This window comes from Pantoea sp. PSNIH1, assembly GCF_007680655.1.
GTDB lineage: Bacteria > Pseudomonadota > Gammaproteobacteria > Enterobacterales > Enterobacteriaceae > Pantoea > Pantoea eucrina.
Genome location: NZ_VEIP01000003.1, coordinates 372,581 through 390,580, shown reverse-complemented (window position 1 = coordinate 390,580; position 18,000 = coordinate 372,581). Strand labels below are relative to the sequence as shown.

At 56.8% G+C, this 18,000-nt stretch carries 18 protein-coding genes; 2 read left to right on the top strand and 16 right to left on the bottom strand.

The features are described from left to right. Window positions 1–5: 5 nt before the first annotated feature. Window positions 6–872, bottom strand: coding sequence for an ABC transporter substrate-binding protein (locus FS690_RS11320; RefSeq protein ID WP_369826801.1), 867 nt, complete (start codon window positions 870–872; stop codon window positions 6–8). Between the two features lie 357 nt (window positions 873–1,229). Beyond that, window positions 1,230–2,219 carry a LacI family DNA-binding transcriptional regulator gene (locus tag FS690_RS11315; RefSeq protein WP_039385624.1) on the bottom strand — a complete coding sequence of 330 codons (990 nt, stop codon included), beginning with the start codon at window positions 2,217–2,219 and terminating at the stop codon, window positions 1,230–1,232. Window positions 2,220–2,571: 352 nt separating this feature from the next. On the opposite strand from FS690_RS11315, the gene FS690_RS11310 reads away from it, so the two are divergent. Next, window positions 2,572–3,189, top strand: a complete 618-nt coding sequence (locus FS690_RS11310; RefSeq protein WP_145339630.1) for a Fic family protein — start codon at window positions 2,572–2,574, stop codon at window positions 3,187–3,189. Here FS690_RS11310 and FS690_RS18365 read toward each other — a convergent pair. After that, on the bottom strand, window positions 3,186–3,356 hold the full coding sequence (locus FS690_RS18365; RefSeq protein ID WP_186368987.1) for a hypothetical protein: 171 nt from the start codon (window positions 3,354–3,356) through the stop codon (window positions 3,186–3,188). The two genes, FS690_RS11310 and FS690_RS18365, sit on opposite strands and share 4 nt — an antisense overlap. A gap of 522 nt (window positions 3,357–3,878) precedes the next feature. On the opposite strand from FS690_RS18365, the gene mutS reads away from it, so the two are divergent. Then, complete coding sequence (gene mutS / locus FS690_RS11305) at window positions 3,879–6,434, top strand: DNA mismatch repair protein MutS (RefSeq protein ID WP_145339629.1); 2,556 nt, start codon at window positions 3,879–3,881, stop codon at window positions 6,432–6,434. Window positions 6,435–6,491: 57 nt separating this feature from the next. Here mutS and rpoS read toward each other — a convergent pair whose 3' ends face one another. The 13 genes from rpoS to cysG all read right to left on the bottom strand — a co-directional run bounded on the left by rpoS (window position 6,492) and on the right by cysG (window position 17,928). Then, on the bottom strand, window positions 6,492–7,484 hold the full coding sequence (gene rpoS, locus FS690_RS11300) for an RNA polymerase sigma factor RpoS (RefSeq protein ID WP_039330767.1): 993 nt from the start codon (window positions 7,482–7,484) through the stop codon (window positions 6,492–6,494). A 51-nt stretch (window positions 7,485–7,535) separates the two neighbouring features. Then, window positions 7,536–8,675: a murein hydrolase activator NlpD gene (gene nlpD, locus FS690_RS11295; RefSeq protein WP_039379844.1), complete on the bottom strand. Its 1,140-nt coding sequence runs from the start codon at window positions 8,673–8,675 to the stop codon at window positions 7,536–7,538. A 166-nt stretch (window positions 8,676–8,841) separates the two neighbouring features. Continuing rightward, window positions 8,842–9,468 carry a protein-L-isoaspartate(D-aspartate) O-methyltransferase gene (locus tag FS690_RS11290; protein ID WP_039379847.1) on the bottom strand — a complete coding sequence of 209 codons (627 nt, stop codon included), beginning with the start codon at window positions 9,466–9,468 and terminating at the stop codon, window positions 8,842–8,844. Further along, the gene (gene surE, locus FS690_RS11285) at window positions 9,465–10,223 is read right to left on the bottom strand and encodes a 5'/3'-nucleotidase SurE (protein WP_039385625.1); all 759 of its coding nucleotides are present in this window, start codon (window positions 10,221–10,223) and stop codon (window positions 9,465–9,467) included. Before surE ends, FS690_RS11290 begins: the two co-directional genes overlap by 4 nt. Before the next feature lie 222 nt (window positions 10,224–10,445). Further along, window positions 10,446–11,489, bottom strand: coding sequence for a tRNA pseudouridine(13) synthase TruD (truD, locus tag FS690_RS11280; protein ID WP_071668537.1), 1,044 nt, complete (start codon window positions 11,487–11,489; stop codon window positions 10,446–10,448). Further along, window positions 11,486–11,965, bottom strand: a complete 480-nt coding sequence (gene ispF / locus FS690_RS11275) for a 2-C-methyl-D-erythritol 2,4-cyclodiphosphate synthase (protein ID WP_039379851.1) — start codon at window positions 11,963–11,965, stop codon at window positions 11,486–11,488. The genes truD and ispF overlap by 4 nt, the downstream gene beginning before the upstream one ends. After that, a complete protein-coding gene (gene ispD / locus FS690_RS11270; protein ID WP_145339638.1) occupies window positions 11,965–12,681 on the bottom strand; it encodes a 2-C-methyl-D-erythritol 4-phosphate cytidylyltransferase in 717 nt (238 codons plus the stop codon). Before ispD ends, ispF begins: the two co-directional genes overlap by 1 nt. Before the next feature lie 4 nt (window positions 12,682–12,685). After that, window positions 12,686–13,003 carry a cell division protein FtsB gene (ftsB, locus tag FS690_RS11265; protein ID WP_039379853.1) on the bottom strand — a complete coding sequence of 106 codons (318 nt, stop codon included), beginning with the start codon at window positions 13,001–13,003 and terminating at the stop codon, window positions 12,686–12,688. A 169-nt stretch (window positions 13,004–13,172) separates the two neighbouring features. Further along, the gene (locus FS690_RS11260) at window positions 13,173–13,493 is read right to left on the bottom strand and encodes a DUF3561 family protein (RefSeq protein WP_039379856.1); all 321 of its coding nucleotides are present in this window, start codon (window positions 13,491–13,493) and stop codon (window positions 13,173–13,175) included. A 58-nt stretch (window positions 13,494–13,551) separates the two neighbouring features. Next, entirely contained in the window at window positions 13,552–14,157 is a 606-nt protein-coding gene (gene cysC, locus FS690_RS11255) for an adenylyl-sulfate kinase (protein WP_145339628.1), read from the bottom strand. Continuing rightward, the gene (gene cysN, locus FS690_RS11250) at window positions 14,157–15,584 is read right to left on the bottom strand and encodes a sulfate adenylyltransferase subunit CysN (protein WP_145339627.1); all 1,428 of its coding nucleotides are present in this window, start codon (window positions 15,582–15,584) and stop codon (window positions 14,157–14,159) included. Before cysN ends, cysC begins: the two co-directional genes overlap by 1 nt. Window positions 15,585–15,594: 10 nt before the next feature. Then, window positions 15,595–16,503: a sulfate adenylyltransferase subunit CysD gene (gene cysD / locus FS690_RS11245; RefSeq protein ID WP_039379862.1), complete on the bottom strand. Its 909-nt coding sequence runs from the start codon at window positions 16,501–16,503 to the stop codon at window positions 15,595–15,597. A gap of 9 nt (window positions 16,504–16,512) precedes the next feature. Then, the gene (gene cysG, locus FS690_RS11240) at window positions 16,513–17,928 is read right to left on the bottom strand and encodes a siroheme synthase CysG (RefSeq protein WP_108569625.1); all 1,416 of its coding nucleotides are present in this window, start codon (window positions 17,926–17,928) and stop codon (window positions 16,513–16,515) included. Window positions 17,929–18,000: the final 72 nt, after the last annotated feature.

Here is an 18,000-nt window from a genome sequence, read left to right as displayed (position 1 = left end):
AGTGATTACCAGCTAAAGCCGCTGGCGTTCTCTTTCGTGATCAGTTTTACGTCAAGCGGTACTGCAGCCGGCACCTGACTTCCCCAGTGCTTCGCCATCGCCACGCCCAGCCCCAGCCGTACCATGTCACGCGGGAACTGCGCAGAAGTTGCAATAAACGGCGATCCCGCTTTCTCAATCTCTTTCACCGCTTCCGGCTGACCATCGACGCTGACCAGTTTCACATCTGCGCCGTTCGCCTGAATCGCCGCCAGAGCCCCGAGCGCACCGGTATCGTTGACGCTAAAAATGCCGGCCAGATCCGGCGCTGCCTGCAGCATATTTTCGGTAACGCTTAGCGCAGTATCACGCTCCTGTTTGCCGTTCTGACGGTTAACGATTTTGATGCCGGGATATTTCTTCATTGCATCTTCAAACCCTTTAACGCGTTCGATGATCGGCACCACCGGAATACCATCAAGAATGGCGACCTTACCTTTACCGCCCAGCGCTTTCGCCAGAAACTCTCCGGCCTGCAGGCCGGCATCATAATTTTTGGAGCCAACAAAAGAGTCGATTGGGCCTTTAGCCTGAGCGTCAATCGCCACTACCACTACGCCCGCTTTTTTTGCCTCGTTTACCGCGTTTTCCACCCCGTTAGTGTCCGCCGGATTAATCAGCAGGATGTCGACTTTTTTCTGCAGCATATCTTCAATGTCGTTGATCTGCTTTGAGACATCGTGACGGGCATCTGCCTCAATCACCGTAGCCCCCATGCTGCCGGCTGCAGCCTTGAGCGCTTCCTGCATGGTGACAAAATAGGGGTTATTCATCTCCTGGAAGGACATGCCGATAGTCAGCGGCTTTGCTATCGCCAGTGCAGATGCCAGCATTAAAGGGGTAGTTACACAGAGCGCCAGCAGGGTGTTCAGTTTGCCTTTCATAATTTTCTCCGGGTCTTTTCAGTTAACTGCTTATCGTCGTTACGAAATAAAGCCGGTACAGGAACACTGCGCAACCACACCTGAAATGTTGACGTTAACATAAAGATAAAAACGTCCTGTATGCCAGGAATACGCTATCTGAGGATTGTTAAATTCATCGCCACAGACATGAGATCAAAATTTAAACACCTGAAATGACAACGTCAACATTCTCAGATGGACAAGTTTAAGATCCTTGCGGCATGTCACATCTTATTAACATCGCTTTCAGTGTTGTTACAGAAAAAACCCGGCAGGCGTCTGAAACTAAAGGTTTTTCAGGAAGCCATTAAGCATCACGCGGGTTTCGTAGGGACGGCCCTCAATAGCAGAGATGATATTTTCTGACACCACCCGCGCCCACTGGCCGGTATCATGAGCGACATAAGGAATAACCTGATTAAAATCTTCGGCGCAGGGTACTTCATCAACAGAGATAAAGCCGGTGTCGTGCATTCCCCACTTGTTGGCCAGATTAATAGCCGCCAGCGTAATCATGCCGTTTAATCCGACAATTGCATCGTAGCGTTCATGGGTGGTAGAGAACCATGACTGAATCATCGCCTTAGCATGTTCGTAGCGGTAGTCGGTATAAAGCGTGTGCAGAGTAACGCGCTCGTCAATCCCGCTTCGGATCCCGTCAATACGCTGCCGGGTAATGTGAGAGTGTTCGCTGCCGCCAATGACCAGCACATTGCGAAACGCTTTTTTCATTATCGCTTCTGCAACCAGCTCACCGGCACGGCTGTTGTTGATATAGACCGCCGGCAGCAACGTATCAAACTGACGATCCAGCTGGATAAGCTGGCTTGAGGAGTGGCGCACCACGTCGATATGGCTTTTATCGTAGCGGTCAGAATCCTCCACTACCGACAAAATAATCCCGGCCGCTTTATAGCTGACCAGCGTCTGCAGCGCGCGCGCCTCAATCTGCCGGTTGCCGTTCGTGGTAAAGAACATGACCGAATAGCCTTTGGCATCTGACAGGCGGCACACCTCTTTGATGATATGGGAATAAACAATATTAAAGGTATCGTCGGTAACCACGCCGATAATAGGGCTCTGGCTGGCTTTGATATTGCGGGCAAACGCGTTAGGCACATAGTTAAGCGTGCGTGCTGCGGCCAGGATCCGCTCGCGCGTTTCGGGTTTAACCTTATCAGGGGCAGTAAACACGCGTGAAACGGTAATATTGGTTACGCCGGCAATCTGCGCAATATCTTTAATGGTGGCCGCTTTGGTACTTTTTCGGGTCATAACATTCGCTATCGGCAGTGTCAGCAGGAGTAACGCGATGGTAGCAGCTTTCGTGAAATGTTGACGATGACATTTTGCGCCCTCAGCGCAGAAACAGTACCGGCTCATTCTGCAATTCTGAAGCCTGCCCGAAGAAACAGCCCTGCGTTCCTGATACTATGAGTCCATTAGAGAATATCAGCTCACACGCTAATAATGCATTGGCCTGATGACACTGATTAATCACAATTTTTTTCCAGCAGATTATAAAAGCTATATTTTAAGTGACTGATTTTACGTTTATTGTTTACACTCCTCATCCAGCGTTATAATCCCTCCTTTTTCCATTCCTTTGATAACACAGGGCATCTCCATGAGCCGATACCATGTATCCAGCAGGGAAGGCCAGTATGAGAAAGACTCTGGCGAACAGGTTCTGGCTAATAAACTGGGTATCTCTGCTTCCGATGAGATGGATGAAGCGGAACTTGTCCTGTTAGAACAACTCTACCGGTCCGTTTTTGAAGAACAGTTCCCGGAAGGACAACTCAGCGTAGCCCTGCTAAAAAACTGGCATCGCCGCTGGCTGGGTAATATTTACGAGTGGGCTGGACAAGAAAGAACGGTCAATATAAGCAAGGGCGGCTTTATGTTTGCCCCCTCAGCGCAGTTGCCAAAACTGCTGAACGAATTTGACAACAAGTATCTGGCTCAATATACGCCATGTAGCGGCATGGATGATGAACAGCTCATCACCGCTATCGCCATAACTCATGTCGAGCTGATACTTATCCATCCATTCAGAGAGGGAAACGGACGCTTGTCACGCCTGTTAGCCGACGTGATGGTCGTGCAGGGAGGATACAAACCGCTGGATTATCAAAGCTGGGAGCAAAACAAAACCCGGTATATATCGGCCATCCATGCTGGCATATCAATGGACTACGAACCGATGAAACACTGGGTCAGCGAGGCATTAAGAAGGGATTAAACCGCAAGACGCAAATGAGCAAATTTTTTGCGCGTCGCTTCAAGGGAAGCTTCGATCTTCTCAGAGGACTGTCCTGTCTCAACAGCCGTAGATGTTGCTACCGAGCGAACGATGTCAGCACGAGATGGCTTTACGTAGGTTGTCTGAGTTTTTTTGGTGTTGCTCATAGTTACTCCAGCAGAATCCGGGCGGACAGTCATCGAACAAATATTATACCAAAATTTCCAGGCGAATTCACGCAGGTCTCACGGAGAATACTGATGAGATGTTCGTCGGAAAATCGCGTCTTCATGGAGATGTCCCCATGTGACTGATGAAGACATTACTAACATTGCGGTGTGTTAATCAACGGGGAGCAGGCCGACCAGGCTTAGGTAACGATAGAAAAGAAATTAACACCAGTCTTCCTGCATGATACGTGTAAACCTCTATTTTCTTCGACATCAGCTTTATTGCTATCGCCAGATTTCATTGTTTCGAGCATCCTCGAAGAAACAGCCCTGCGCGCCGGTTTTCCTGCTATACAGACTCCGTTATCATAATCAACACGTACTCGTGAACACATTCAGGTTACTGCCCGCCCTTCAGTCAGCCTCTGGCAACCACGCTGAGCCCTAAGAGGGGCAGATAAAAGAGAATCAGAATCATGTATCGCGCTGCTTATGTTTAAACATGGACACCCTAATACTATGAGTACATTAGAGAATATCAGCGCTCACACGCCAATGATGCAGCAGTATCTGCGCCTGAAAGCCGATCACCCTGACATCCTGCTGTTCTACCGCATGGGCGATTTCTACGAGCTGTTCTTTGATGATGCAAAGCGCGCCTCGCAGCTGCTGGAGATCTCCCTGACCAAACGGGGTGCTTCAGCCGGTGAGCCCATTCCGATGGCCGGTGTGCCCTATCACGCCGTAGAGGGCTATCTGGCAAAGCTGGTTCAGCTGGGTGAGTCAGTGGCGATTTGCGAACAGATCGGCGATCCGGCGCTGAGCAAAGGCCCGGTTGAACGCAAGGTGGTACGGATTGTCACCCCTGGCACTATCAGCGATGAAGCGCTGCTGCAGGAGCGCCAGGATAACCTGCTGGCCGCTATCTTCCAGAGCCAGCGCGGCTTTGGCTACGCCACGCTGGATATCAGCTCCGGGCGTTTCCGCCTGAGCGAACCGGGCGACGCTGAAGCGATGGCAGCAGAACTCCAGCGCACGAATCCTGCGGAGCTGCTCTACCCTGAAGATCTGCAGGCGATGTCGCTCATTGACCAGCGCCGCGGGCTGCGGCGGCGTCCGCTGTGGGAATTTGAGATCGACACCGCGCGCCAGCAGCTGAATCTGCAGTTCGGCACGCGCGACCTGCGCGGATTTGGCGTGGAGCAGGCACATCTGGGGCTGCGCGCTGCGGGCTGTCTGCTGCAGTATGCCAAAGATACTCAGCGTACCACGCTGCCGCACATTCGCTCCCTGAGCATGGAGCGCCAGCAGGATAGCGTGATCATGGACGCGGCCACGCGCCGCAATCTTGAAATCACCCAGAATCTGGCCGGCGGGATCGATAACACGCTGGCAGCGGTTCTGGATAAAACCGTCACGCCGATGGGCAGCCGTATGCTGAAGCGCTGGCTGCATATGCCGCTGCGTGACCTTACGACAATTGTCCGGCGTCAGGATGCGATTGCAGAATTGCAGTCGCTGAGCGACGCGCTGCAGCCGGTCCTGCGTCAGGTAGGCGATCTGGAGCGCATACTGGCACGCCTGGCGCTGCGCACCGCGCGCCCGCGCGATCTGGCGCGCATGCGGCATGCGTTTCAGCAGCTGCCGGAAATCAATCAGCTGCTGGCCGGAGCAAAGGCGGAACGGCTGGTGAGCCTGCGCACGCAGACGGGCGAGTTTGCTGAGCTGCGTACGCTGCTGGAGCAGGCAATCATTGAATCACCGCCGGTACTGGTGCGTGACGGCGGCGTCATCGCGCCGGGCTATAACGCTGAACTCGATGAGTGGCGGGCGCTGGCTGACGGTGCCAGTGACTACCTTGACCGGCTGGAGATCCGCGAGCGGGAAAAACTGGGGCTGGATACGCTGAAAGTCGGCTTTAACGCGGTACATGGTTACTACATTCAGGTCAGCCGCGGTCAGAGTCACCTGGTGCCCATCCACTATGTGCGCCGCCAGACGCTGAAAAACGCCGAGCGCTATATCATTCCTGAGCTGAAAGAGTATGAAGATAAAGTTCTGACCTCCAAAGGCAAGGCGCTGGCGCTGGAAAAAGGCCTCTATGAGGAGCTGTTCGATCGCCTGCTGCCGCATCTTGAAGCGCTGCAGCTGAGCGCGGCCGCGCTGGCCGAGCTGGATGTACTCGCCAGCCTGGCAGAGCGCGCCTGGACGCTGAACTACTGCCGGCCGGTGCTGCAGGAGAAAGCGGGTATCCGCATTACCGCAGGCCGGCATCCGGTGGTGGAACAGGTACTGAAAGAGCCCTTTATTGCCAACCCGCTCTCGCTGTCGATGCAGCGGCGCATGCTGATCATCACCGGACCAAACATGGGCGGTAAAAGCACCTATATGCGTCAGACCGCGCTGATTGCGCTGATGGCGTGGATAGGCAGTTTCGTACCGGCTGAAGAGGTCGTGATTGGTCCTGTCGATCGCATCTTTACCCGCGTCGGTGCGGCAGACGACCTTGCCTCCGGCCGCTCAACGTTTATGGTTGAGATGACAGAAACCGCCAATATTCTGCACAATGCCACGGAAAATAGCCTGGTACTGATGGATGAGATAGGTCGCGGCACTTCAACCTATGATGGCCTGTCACTCGCCTGGGCTTGTGCCGAAAGCCTTGCCAGTCGCATCAAAGCGATGACGCTGTTTGCCACCCACTATTTCGAGCTGACCACGCTGCCGGAAAAACTGGAGGGTGTTGTGAATGTGCATCTGGATGCGGTTGAACATGGCGATACCATCGCTTTCATGCACAGCGTGCAGGAGGGTGCCGCCAGCAAGAGTTATGGCCTGGCGGTTGCGGCGCTGGCGGGCGTGCCAAAAGAGGTAATCAAGCGCGCGCGGCAGAAGCTGAAAGAGCTGGAGGCGCTTTCCGGCAGTCAGAACGCCTCGGCAGCCAGCGGTGCGCAGCTGCCTCTGCTGGTGGCAGAGACCTCGCCGGCGGTGGACGCGCTGGAAGCGCTGGATCCTGACAGCCTGACGCCAAAGCAGGCGCTGGAGTGGATCTACCGGCTGAAAAGCCTGGTCTGATCGCAGCAAAAAAAAACGGTGACCAGACAGGTCACCGTTTTTGCTGCTGATTATGGCTTATTCACGAAACAGTGCTTCGATATTAAGGCCCTGTGTCTGCAGGATTTCCCGCAGGCGACGCAGCCCTTCCACCTGAATCTGACGAACGCGCTCGCGGGTTAACCCGATTTCGCGACCCACATCTTCCAGGGTTGCCGCTTCATAGCCTAACAGGCCGAAACGACGCGCCAGCACTTCACGCTGCTTGGCATTGAGTTCAAACAACCACTTAACGATGCTCTGTTTCATGTCATCGTCCTGCGTGGTGTCTTCCGGGCCGTTGTCTTTCTCATCGGCCAGGATATCCAGCAGCGCTTTTTCGGAATCACCACCCAGCGGGGTGTCAACCGAGGTAATACGTTCATTGAGACGCAGCATACGGCTCACGTCATCAACCGGCTTGTCCAGCTGCTCGGCAATCTCTTCCGCACTCGGCTCGTGATCGAGCTTGTGTGAAAGTTCACGCGCGGTACGCAGGTAAACGTTCAGCTCTTTGACAATATGAATCGGCAGGCGAATTGTACGGGTTTGGTTCATGATAGCCCGTTCAATAGTCTGACGAATCCACCAGGTAGCGTACGTTGAGAAACGGAACCCGCGCTCCGGGTCAAATTTCTCTACGGCACGAATCAGGCCGAGGTTACCCTCTTCAATCAGGTCCAGCAGAGCCAGACCACGATTGCTGTAACGACGGGCAATCTTCACTACCAGGCGTAAGTTACTTTCGATCATGCGGCGGCGAGAAGGAATATCGCCTCGTAAAGCACGACGCGCAAAGAAGACTTCTTCTTCTGCCGTCAGCAACGGGGAATAACCGATCTCTCCGAGGTAGAGCTGCGTCGCATCCAATACTCGTTGCGTCGCACCCTGTGACAACAGCTCTTCTTCTGCTACTTCGCTATCACCAGGTTCGTTCTCAACAAGAGCTTTCTCATCGAAAACTTCAGCTCCGTTCTCCTCGAATTCCGCATCTTCATGTAACTCATTAACTTTCAGCGTATTCTGGTTCATAAGCGGCTCCTACCCGTGATCCAAGGGCAGAACACCAAAGGTTCTGCCGGATTATCGCTGCGGTAAATAACGCAACGGATTTACGGATTTCCCCTTGTAACGAATTTCAAAGTGCAATCTAACTGAACTGGTACCGGTGCTACCCATGGTAGCTATCTTTTGCCCCGCCTTAACTTCCTGTTGTTCCCGGACCAGCATTGTATCGTTGTGGGCGTAGGCACTCAGATAATCATCATTATGCTTAATGATGATCAAATTACCGTACCCGCGTAACGCGTTACCTGCGTACACCACCCTTCCCGATGCGGTAGCGACAACAGATTGTCCGCGAGACCCGGCGATATCGATACCTTTGTTTCCGCCTTCCGCAGCAGAGAAGTTATCGATGATCTTGCCATCAGTCGGCCAGCGCCAGCTCCCCACCGGGGTTGAGCTATTTGAGGTGCTGCTGACTGTAGGCGGTGCGGTAACCGGAGCTGTGGTCGTTGCCACATTAGTTGCTCCTTTCGACGGTAGCATTTTCCCACCTGTCGAACCTGAATCATCAGAATACGTAATAACAGGTTGCTGTGCAACAGCAGGGGATTTTATTTGCGTTTGCGCCGTTGTTCCGGTGGCTCCGCTCTGGCTGGCATCGGCTGCTGTAATCGCATTTCCACCGGTAATTGTCTGACCGTTACCGTTGCCTACCTGCAGGGTTTGCCCTGCGCTCAGGCCGTATGGCGCGGGAATATTGTTGCGCTGAGCCAGATCGCGGAAGTCATTGCCGGTGATCCAGGCAATATAAAACAGGGTATCGCCATGTTTGACGGTATAGGTTTCACCGCCGTAGCTGCCTTTCGGAATATTCCCGTAATTGCGGTTGTAAACAATGCGTCCGTTTTCAGTCGCTACATTATTACTGGCACTAATCATTCCACCCGCAGGAGCAGCAGAAGATGTATTACTGCTTAACATTCCGCCCTGTGGCATAGCGGGCACCGGCGAACTCTGCCCGGAAACCATACCACCCCCTTGTGGAGCGACCATACCGCCGCCCTGAGGGGTCAGCATACCGCCGCCATTATTACTGCCAACCTGACTGATAGGCGCCTGCGTATTATCGCCAGAGCTACAGCCAGCCAGCCAGAAACCTACCAGTGAGACTGCCGCCAGACGGCGTAATTGAAATGCGGTGCTTCCTGTGCTCATTGCTCCCCCGTGATGGCAATACTGGTCAGAACTCTCTCGCGGCCTGAACCGCATAAATCTCTACGCGAATAGGCTCAAACGCGCATCGGTATCGAAAAAGAGGATAGTAACAATATCACCTGCGCCATGCCACGCTGTGATTGTGAAGAAATACGTAAGATCGCCCTTACGCCAGGTCACCCTGCACCAGCGGAACAAAGCGTACCGGCTCGATAATCTCTTCCGTCAGCTCGCCCTTGTGGCGGCGCAGACGCTTAAGCACCTGATGGTCCTCCCCCACCGGCAGCACCATTCTGCCACCCTCACCCAGCTGTGCTATCAGCGCAGTCGGAATTTCGGGGGGCGCTGCGGTAACAATGATGGCATCAAACGGCCCGCGCGCGGGCCAGCCGAGCCAGCCATCACCGTGCCGGGTAGAGATATTATGCAGGTCGAGCTGCTTCAGACGGCGTTTAGCCTGCCACTGCAACCCTTTGATGCGCTCAACGGAACAGACGTGATTGACCAGATGCGCCAGAATAGCGGTCTGATAGCCGGAGCCGGTGCCGATTTCCAGTACGCGGGAGTGCGGGTTCAGCTCCAGCAGCGCGGTCATACGCGCTACCATATAGGGCTGGGAAATGGTCTGTCCGCTGCCGATAGGGAGTGCCATGTTGTCCCACGCCTTGTGCTCAAACGCTTCATCTACAAAGCGCTCACGTGGTACATCCGCAATCGCCTGCAGCAGACGCTCATCTGTAATGCCCTGCGCCCGCAGCTGGGCTAACAGCGTGTCGATGCGCCGGTTTATCATGCCAGTGAGACCTCTGCCTGCAGCAGCCAGTCATGCAGCACGCTCTGCGCGGCGTGTGCGGTGAGATCGACATGCAGCGCCGTCAGCGAAACATAGCCGGCGTCTACGGCGGCAAAATCGGTGTCGGGGCCGGCATCAAGCTGTTTGCCTGGCGGGCCTATCCAGTAGAGCGGCTGGCCGCGCGGATCTTCAGTGCAAATCACCTGATCTGCCGGATGGCGGCTGCCGCAGCGCGTGACGCGAAAACCTTTAATCTGCGCCAGTGGCAAATCGGGCACATTAATATTGAGGATGCGTCCGGTACGCAGCGGTGCCCGGGAGAGCGCACGCAGCAGCACGCAGGTTACGGCTGCCGCACTGTCATAGTGCGTATGACCATTCAGCGACACCGCCAGCGCCGGCAGGCCGAGATGGCGCCCCTCCATCGCAGCTGCAACGGTACCGGAATAGATCACATCATCGCCCAGATTGGGACCGGCATTGATGCCTGAGACCACAATGTCAGGACGCGGTTGCATCAGCTTATTCACGCCGAGAAAAACGCAGTCGGTGGGTGTCCCCATCTGTACAGCGATATCGCCGCTGGCATGCGTGAAGGTACGCAGCGGCGTTTCCAGCGTCAGTGAATTTGAGGCACCGCTGCGGTTGCGGTCGGGTGCCACCACCTGTACCTCAGCAAATTCCCGCAGCGCGTGCGCCAGCGTCTGAATGCCGGGCGCATGGATTCCATCGTCGTTACTCAGCAATATCCGCATCTGTTTCTGACCTTTGTTCATTCACCGGTCCCCGCCAGCCGGTGCCGGCTGTGCGAAAAATCGGGCGTAGTTACGCCAGCGGCCGGTGAGACAGGGATAGATGCATTCTAGCGATGAGGCGTGGGAAGTGGTAGACGTAAATCGTGACAGAGGCAGGGTTTGTCTCTGCAGTGGTCAGAACCCGGCCAGCGGCCGGGTGAATTAACGCGCCGGGCGTCAGCGCTACTCGTCGCCGAGCGGTGCCGCAGCGCCGTTGCTCAGCAGCTCGCGCACCAGGCTGGTGGCGAAGCTGCCGGCGGGCAGCCAGAACTGCAGGGCCAGCGTGGCGTCATCCTGCCACTGCCACTGCAGATTATCCGGCACCACCAGCATCGCGCGGCGGGCGGTATCAACCCGTTCACGCGTCAGCAGCGTCAGCAGTGCCGGCGACTGCGCCAGCTGCTGCTGCTCGAATGCGGCAACTTCTCCCTGCGTGCCCGCCTCACCGCGTCCCGCCAGCGGTGCCGTGATGCGCAGCTCATGCGCGGCCACGCGCTGCTGCAGCGCTGGCAGCTCATCGGCAGCGGCGACAAACCAGCTGCCGCGTCCGGCGAGCTGCAGCGCATCGCCTGCCTGCGCCAGCTGCAGTGAGCCGTCGCGCTGCAGACGCGCGCTGGTCACCTGATTAAACAGGTAGCTACGCGCGGCTGACAGCAGCAGGCCTTTCATATTCCGATCGCGCGGATGAAACTGCTCTTCTGCCCAGCGCTGCGCCTGCTGCAGGTTATTCCCGCCGCGGCCAAAGCGCTGCTCGCCAAAATAGTTGGGAACGCCCTGAGCCTGAATCTGCTGCAGGCGCGCGTCAACGTCGGCGCGATCAGACACGTCGCGGATCACCAGCCGAAAGGCATTTCCCGCCAGCGCGCCGGTACGCAGCTTACGCCTGTGCCGGATCACCTGCAGGATCTCAACCCCTTCAAGCTGAAAGCCGCTCATTACCGGCATTGCGTTACCCGGCAGGCGGAAACAGAGCGTCTGTTCAGTCACGGCGTGGCGATCTTTCATGCCGGCATAGCTCAGGTCGCGCGCCGGCACGCCCAGATATTTTGCCAGGGCTTCAGCAACAAAACGCGTGTTGCAGCCCGTTTTGCGGATGCGTACCAGCAGCTGCTCGCCGTCGCCGTCATAGGGATAACCGAGATCTTCGATCACCACAAAATCATCCGGACGCGCTTTAATTATGCCAGTGGCAGCAGGCACGCCGTGCAGATAGTGCAGCTCACTCATGCGTCAGCCTTTACCAGCAGAGCCACTGCCTCGCAGGCAATACCTTCACCGCGTCCGGTAAAGCCGAGCTTTTCGGTGGTGGTGGCCTTCACGTTAACCGCATCCATGTGGCAGCCCAGATCTTCGGCGATATTGACGCGCATCTGCGGCACGTGCGGCAGCATTTTAGGCGCCTGCGCGATAATCGTGACGTCAACGTTGCCAATGGCGTAGCCTTTCGCCTGAATACGACGCCACGCTTCGCGCAGCAAGCCGCGGCTGTCAGCTCCTTTAAACGCCGGATCCGTATCCGGAAAAAGCTTGCCAATATCGCCCATCGCCACCGCGCCCAGCAGGGCATCGGTCAGCGCATGCAGCGCAACGTCGCCGTCGGAGTGGGCAATAAAACCGTGCTCAAACGGGATACGCACCCCGCCAATCACCAGTGGACCTTCACCGCCAAAAGCGTGAACGTCGAAGCCGTGACCGATACGCATTATGCGTTCTCCTGTCGTTGAATCTGAGTAAGGTAAAAGGCCGCCAGCGCCAGATCTTCCGGCCGCGTGACCTTGATGTTGTCGCTGCGCCCGCTAATCAGCTGCGGATGATAGCCGCAATACTCCAGCGCTGACGCCTCATCCGTGATCGTAGCGCCTTCGCTGAGCGCCCGGCTCAGGCAGGCAGTCAGCAGCCTATGCGGGAAAAACTGTGGCGTCAGCGCGTGCCAGAGATCGTCACGCTCCACCGTATGTGCCACCGCCGTTTTGCCCGGCTCAGCGCGCTTCATGGTATCGCGTACCGGTGCTGCCAGAATGGCGCCGGCTCTGCTGTGCTCCCGCACGGCCAGCAGCCGTGCCAGGTCGTCAGCATGAAGGCACGGGCGCGCGGCGTCATGCACCAGTACCCATGCGCTCTCTCTGATGTGCTGTAAGCCTGCCAGCACCGACTCGGCCCGGGTTGCGCCGCCGGTAACCCGCACCACGCGCGGATCGTGCGCCAGCGGCAGCGAATCGAACCAGCCGTCGTCAGCGCTGACGGCGACAATCACCTGCTGCACTGCGGCGTTAGCCAGCAGGCGCGCCACGCTGTGTTCCAGCAGCGTCATGGTACCAATAGTGAGATATTGCTTGGGAAACGCCGCCTGCATGCGACTGCCGACACCGGCAGCCGGCACGACGGCAATCACATCCGCAGCGTGAGAGTGGTGAGTCATGTTGTTATCGTTGCTGATTTTGCGCAGACTGCTGCGCATTTCGTTTGTTCTGGTCTGCCACCAGGCGATAGAAAGTCTCGCCGGGTTTAATCATGCCCAGCTCGCTGCGTGCGCGCTCCTCAATCGCCTCTGAACCGCCATTGAGATCGTCAATTTCGGCAAACAGCTGATCGTTTCGCGCTTTGAGTTTGGCGTTATTCGCCTGTTGTGACACCACGTCTTCGCTGACGCGTGTGTAATCATGGATACCGTTCTTGCCCAGCCACAGGGAATATTGCAACCATCCCAGTAGCGCGAGCAGCAGTAACGTCAGTTTTCCCATCCCCGCCCCCTGAAAAACGGCCCAATCATCCCATAACTTGAGCCCGGACTCCACTGCGGCAGCGAAAATGGCGCGTAAGCAGATTTATCCGGATTATTTATAGCAGGCGGTCACGAAAAACAGCAGGCAAACTTTTGTAACCAGCGGATGCGTTTGCACATCTCTGCGCTTACCAGCCGGACAGATAGGAGAACACCAGCCAGAAGAGGCAGATGACCAGCAGACCGGTCGCCAGGGCGCACCAGAAGAGGTGCCCACGCATCATCAGGCTCAGCACGATGCCGGCCAGCACCGATACCGGCAGCAGCGCAAGGAAAAAAGGCCAGGTATAGAGAAAAAAGAATAGCGTATTGGAGCCGTAGAGCAGAAAGGGAATGGCCAGCGCGCACCAGTAGGCAAAAAAGCCAATAACGCCGCCGGGTAATGAGGAGCGCGGCTCTTCGGGCAAGCTGTCGTCTTTGCGTGCGAGCATGGGAGTGACGTTCTGCATAGAGATCCTGTTGACGCTAAAATGCGGCAAACCCGGAGAAGGCGTTTGCCGCGTCGGTTCAGGATCTGATGATATCGCGGCGGCGCAGCAGGTCTAACAATTGGGCCGCGAGTTTTGTAACCAATTGTTCGCCATCCAGCGTGATATCAGCGGCTTCGGGCGCCTCATACGCGCTGTCAATACCGGTGAAATTACGCAGTTCACCGGCGCGCGCTTTTTTATATAATCCTTTCGGATCGCGCGCTTCACACACCGCCAGCGGTGTATCGACAAAGACCTCAATAAACTCACCTTTGCCCAGCAGATCGCGCACCATCTGCCGCTCAGCCCGGTGCGGCGAGATGAAGGCGGTGAGCACCACCAGTCCGGCATCGACCATCAGCCGGGCCACCTCACCCACGCGCCGGATATTCTCCCGGCGATCGTCATCGCTGAAGCCGAGATCGCGGCACAGACCGTGGCGCACGTTGTCACCGTCCAGCAGGTAAGTGCTGACGCCAAGCTGATGCAGCGCCTGCTCCAGCGCACCTGCCACGGTGGATTTACCCGAGCCGGAGAGCCCGGTAAACCACAGCACTACGCCCTGATGACCATGCTGCTGCTCACGCGCCGCCCGGGTGACCGGATGGTCGTGCCACACCACGTTTTCATCATGCTGCGCCATTACGCACCGCCCAGCAGATCGCGCGCGTTCCAGTGCGGGAAGTGACGACGCACCAGCGCATTCAGCTCCAGCTCAAAGGCGCTAAAGTTACCCGCTGTAGCAGGTGCTGCGCTCTGCGGCTGGTTAATCATACCGGCGCCCACGGTGACGTTGCTCAGCCGGTCAATGAAGATCATGCCGCCAGTTACCGGGTTTTGCTGGTAAGGATCCAGCACCATCGGCTCATCAAAGGTGATTTCTACCAGTCCGATACCGTTCAGCGGCAGGCTGTCAACGGTGTGCGTTGCCAGGGTATTGATCTCCACCTGATGCAGGATTTTTTCCACCCGGCCGCGCGCTTTTTTGCCCGCAATTTTGATTTCATAGCTTTGACCCGGCTGCAGCGGCTGCTCCGCCATCCAGACCACGTCAACCGTAGCGGACTGTACCGCCTGCAGTTCAGCATCGGCAGCAACCAGCAGGTCGCCGCGGCTGATATCGATCTCATCGTTCAGCACCAGCGTAATCGCTTCACCCGCCGCCGCTTCCGGCAGATCACCATCAAAGGTCACGATACGTGCGATAGTCGACTCCACGCCAGAAGGCAGGACTTTTACCCGATCTCCCGGCCGTACGGTGCCTGACGCCAGCGTTCCGGCATAGCCGCGGAAATCGAGATTAGGACGGTTAACATACTGCACCGGGAAACGCATGGGCTGGTGATCGACAACGCGCTTCAGCTCAACCGTTTCCAGTACGTCCAGCAACGTCGGACCGCTGTACCACGGCATAGTCGTGCTCGGGGTAGCGACATTGTCCCCTTCCAGCGCGGACATCGGTACAAAACGAATATCCAGATCGCCCGGCAGCTGGGCCGCGAAGTCGAGGTAATCCTGTTTGATCTGCTCAAATGTCTCCTGGCGATACTCCACCAGATCCATTTTGTTGATCGCCACTACCAGATGTTTGATGCCCAGCAGCGTTGAGATAAAGCTGTGGCGCCGGGTCTGATCCAGCACGCCTTTGCGCGCGTCGATCAGCAGAATAGCCAGATCGCAGGTTGAGGCGCCGGTGGCCATATTGCGGGTGTACTGCTCGTGCCCCGGGGTATCCGCGATAATAAACTTGCGCTTTTCCGTCGAGAAGTAGCGATAGGCGACATCGATAGTGATGCCCTGCTCGCGCTCCGCCTGCAGGCCATCCACCAGCAGCGCCAGATCGAGTTTTTCACCCTGGGTACCATGACGTTTGCTGTCGTTATGCAGAGAGGAGAGCTGATCTTCATAAATCTGTCGCGTATCGTGCAGCAGGCGGCCAATCAGGGTGCTCTTGCCGTCATCTACGCTGCCGCAGGTCAGGAAACGCAGCAGGCTCTTATGTTGTTGCGCCGTCAGCCAGGCTTCTACGCCACCCTGCTCGGCAATCTGTTGTGCAATAACGGTATTCATCTGCGTCTCCTTAGAAATAACCCTGGCGTTTTTTCAGTTCCATCGATCCCGCCTGGTCGCGGTCAATCATGCGTCCCTGGCGTTCGCTGGTGGTGGAGACCAGCATCTCTTCGATAATCTCCGGCAGCGTCTGCGCTTCAGACTCTACGGCGCCGGTCAGCGGCCAGCAGCCCAGCGTACGGAAACGCACCATGCGCTCGGTGATCTCTTCACCTGGCTGCAGGTTGATACGATCGTCATCGATCATCATCAGCATGCCGTCGCGCTCCAGTACCGGGCGCGGCGCGGCCAGGTAGAGCGGTACGATTTCGATGTTTTCCAGGAAGATGTATTGCCAGATATCGAGTTCGGTCCAGTTAGAGAGCGGAAATACGCGAATGCTTTCGCCCTTGTTGATCTGGCCGTTGTAGTTATGCCACAGCTCAGGACGCTGATTTTTGGGATCCCAGCGATGAAAGCGATCGCGGAAAGAGTAGATGCGCTCTTTCGCGCGCGATTTCTCTTCATCACGGCGCGCGCCACCAAAGGCGGCATCAAAACCGTATTTGTTGAGCGCCTGCTTCAGCCCTTCCGTCTTCATAATATCGGTATGTTTGGCGCTGCCGTGAACAAACGGGTTGATCCCCATTGCCACGCCTTCCGGATTACGGTGCACCAGCAGCTCGGCACCCATGTTTTTCACCGTACGGTCGCGAAACTCATACATTTCGCGGAATTTCCAGCCGGTATCCACGTGCAGCAGAGGAAACGGCAGGGTTCCCGGGAAGAATGCTTTACGCGCCAGATGAAGCATTACCGAGGAGTCTTTGCCGATGGAGTACATCATCACCGGATTGCTGAACTCGGCCGCCACCTCGCGGATGATATGGATACTCTCTGCTTCCAGCTGACGCAGATGAGTAAGACGATTTTGGTCCATAGTTTTTCCTCAAGCCAAATTGACAACGGCGGACTCGCGAGCCCCCTGCTGTGCAGAATGTTGAAACCAGGCTAATTGCCCGTGCAAGTTCACCACTTCGCCAATCACTAACAGCGCAGGCGTCGGCGCGGCGGCTGCCAGCACCTCAAGTTGATTCAGGGTTCCGGTCAGCACCTGCTGATCCTGACGCGTGCCGCGGCCAATCACCGCCACGGGCGTCAGCGGATCGCGGCCGTGGTCAATCAGACCGGCGGCAATTTCCGCTGCTTTTACGGTGCCCATATAGATAGCCAGCGTCTGGCGCGCACGCGCGAGGGATGGCCAGTCGATGCCATCGCCGTCAGCGCGGCAGTGGCCGGTAATAAACATCACGCTCTGCGCATAATCGCGGTGCGTCAGCGGAATACCGGCATAGGCGGTCGCGCCTGCGGCGGCAGTAATACCCGGCACCACCTGGAACGGAATGCCTGCCGCTTTCGCCGCCTGCAGCTCTTCGCCGCCGCGGCCAAAGATAAAGGGATCGCCGCCTTTCAGACGCACGACGCGCTTGCCCTGCAGCGCCAGTGATACCAGCAGCTGGTTCGTCTCTTCCTGCGGCACCGAATGGGCGCCGGCGCGTTTTCCGACGCAGATGCGGTCGGCATCGCGCCGCACCAGATCCAGCACCTCATCGCTGACCAGATGGTCATACAGCACCACATCAGCCAGCTGCATCACCTGCAGACCGCGCAGCGTCAGCAGACCGCTGTCGCCAGGACCCGCGCCGACCAGCGCAATTTCGCCCTGGTTATCGCTGATATGTTCCAGTTCGCGATCGAGCGTCTGGCGCGCGGCGCTGACGTTACCGGCCGCCATCTGGCTGGCAAACAGGCCATTAAAGGCGCGCTCCCAGAAGCGGCGGCGATCGGACATTTTGCGATAGCGCTGTTTGACTTTGTCGCGCCACTCTCCTGCCAGCGCGGCCATCTGACCCAGGTTTGCCGGCAGCAGCGCTTCGATTTTCTCCCGCAGCAGCCGCGCCAGTACCGGCGCGGTGCCGCTGGATGAGATCGCCACCACCAGCGGTGAGCGGTCAACAATAGAAGGGAAGATAAAGCTGCATTTAGGCTGGTCATCCACCACGTTAACCAGCTTGTGCCGCGCGCTGGCGGCGTCAAACACCTGTGAATTAAGTGCGTTATCGTCGGTGGCAGCAATAACCAGAAATACGCCGTCAAGCTGAGCCGGCTCAAAACTGCGGGCTATCCACTCTACGGCCTGTTCTGCCTCCAGCGCCTGCAGTTCATGCCCCAGCTCGCGGGCGGCCACCAGGATGCGCGCGCCAGCCCGGCGCAGCAGTTCAATTTTACGGGCAGCGATTTCACCACCGCCGACAACCAGCACCGGACGCTGTCTGAGATCGGCAAAGAGGGGCAGATAATCCACGATAACCTTGCTAGTTTTACAATAAGTTATCGCGACTATACGTCGCGCTATTCCGCCAGATGAAATTACGAT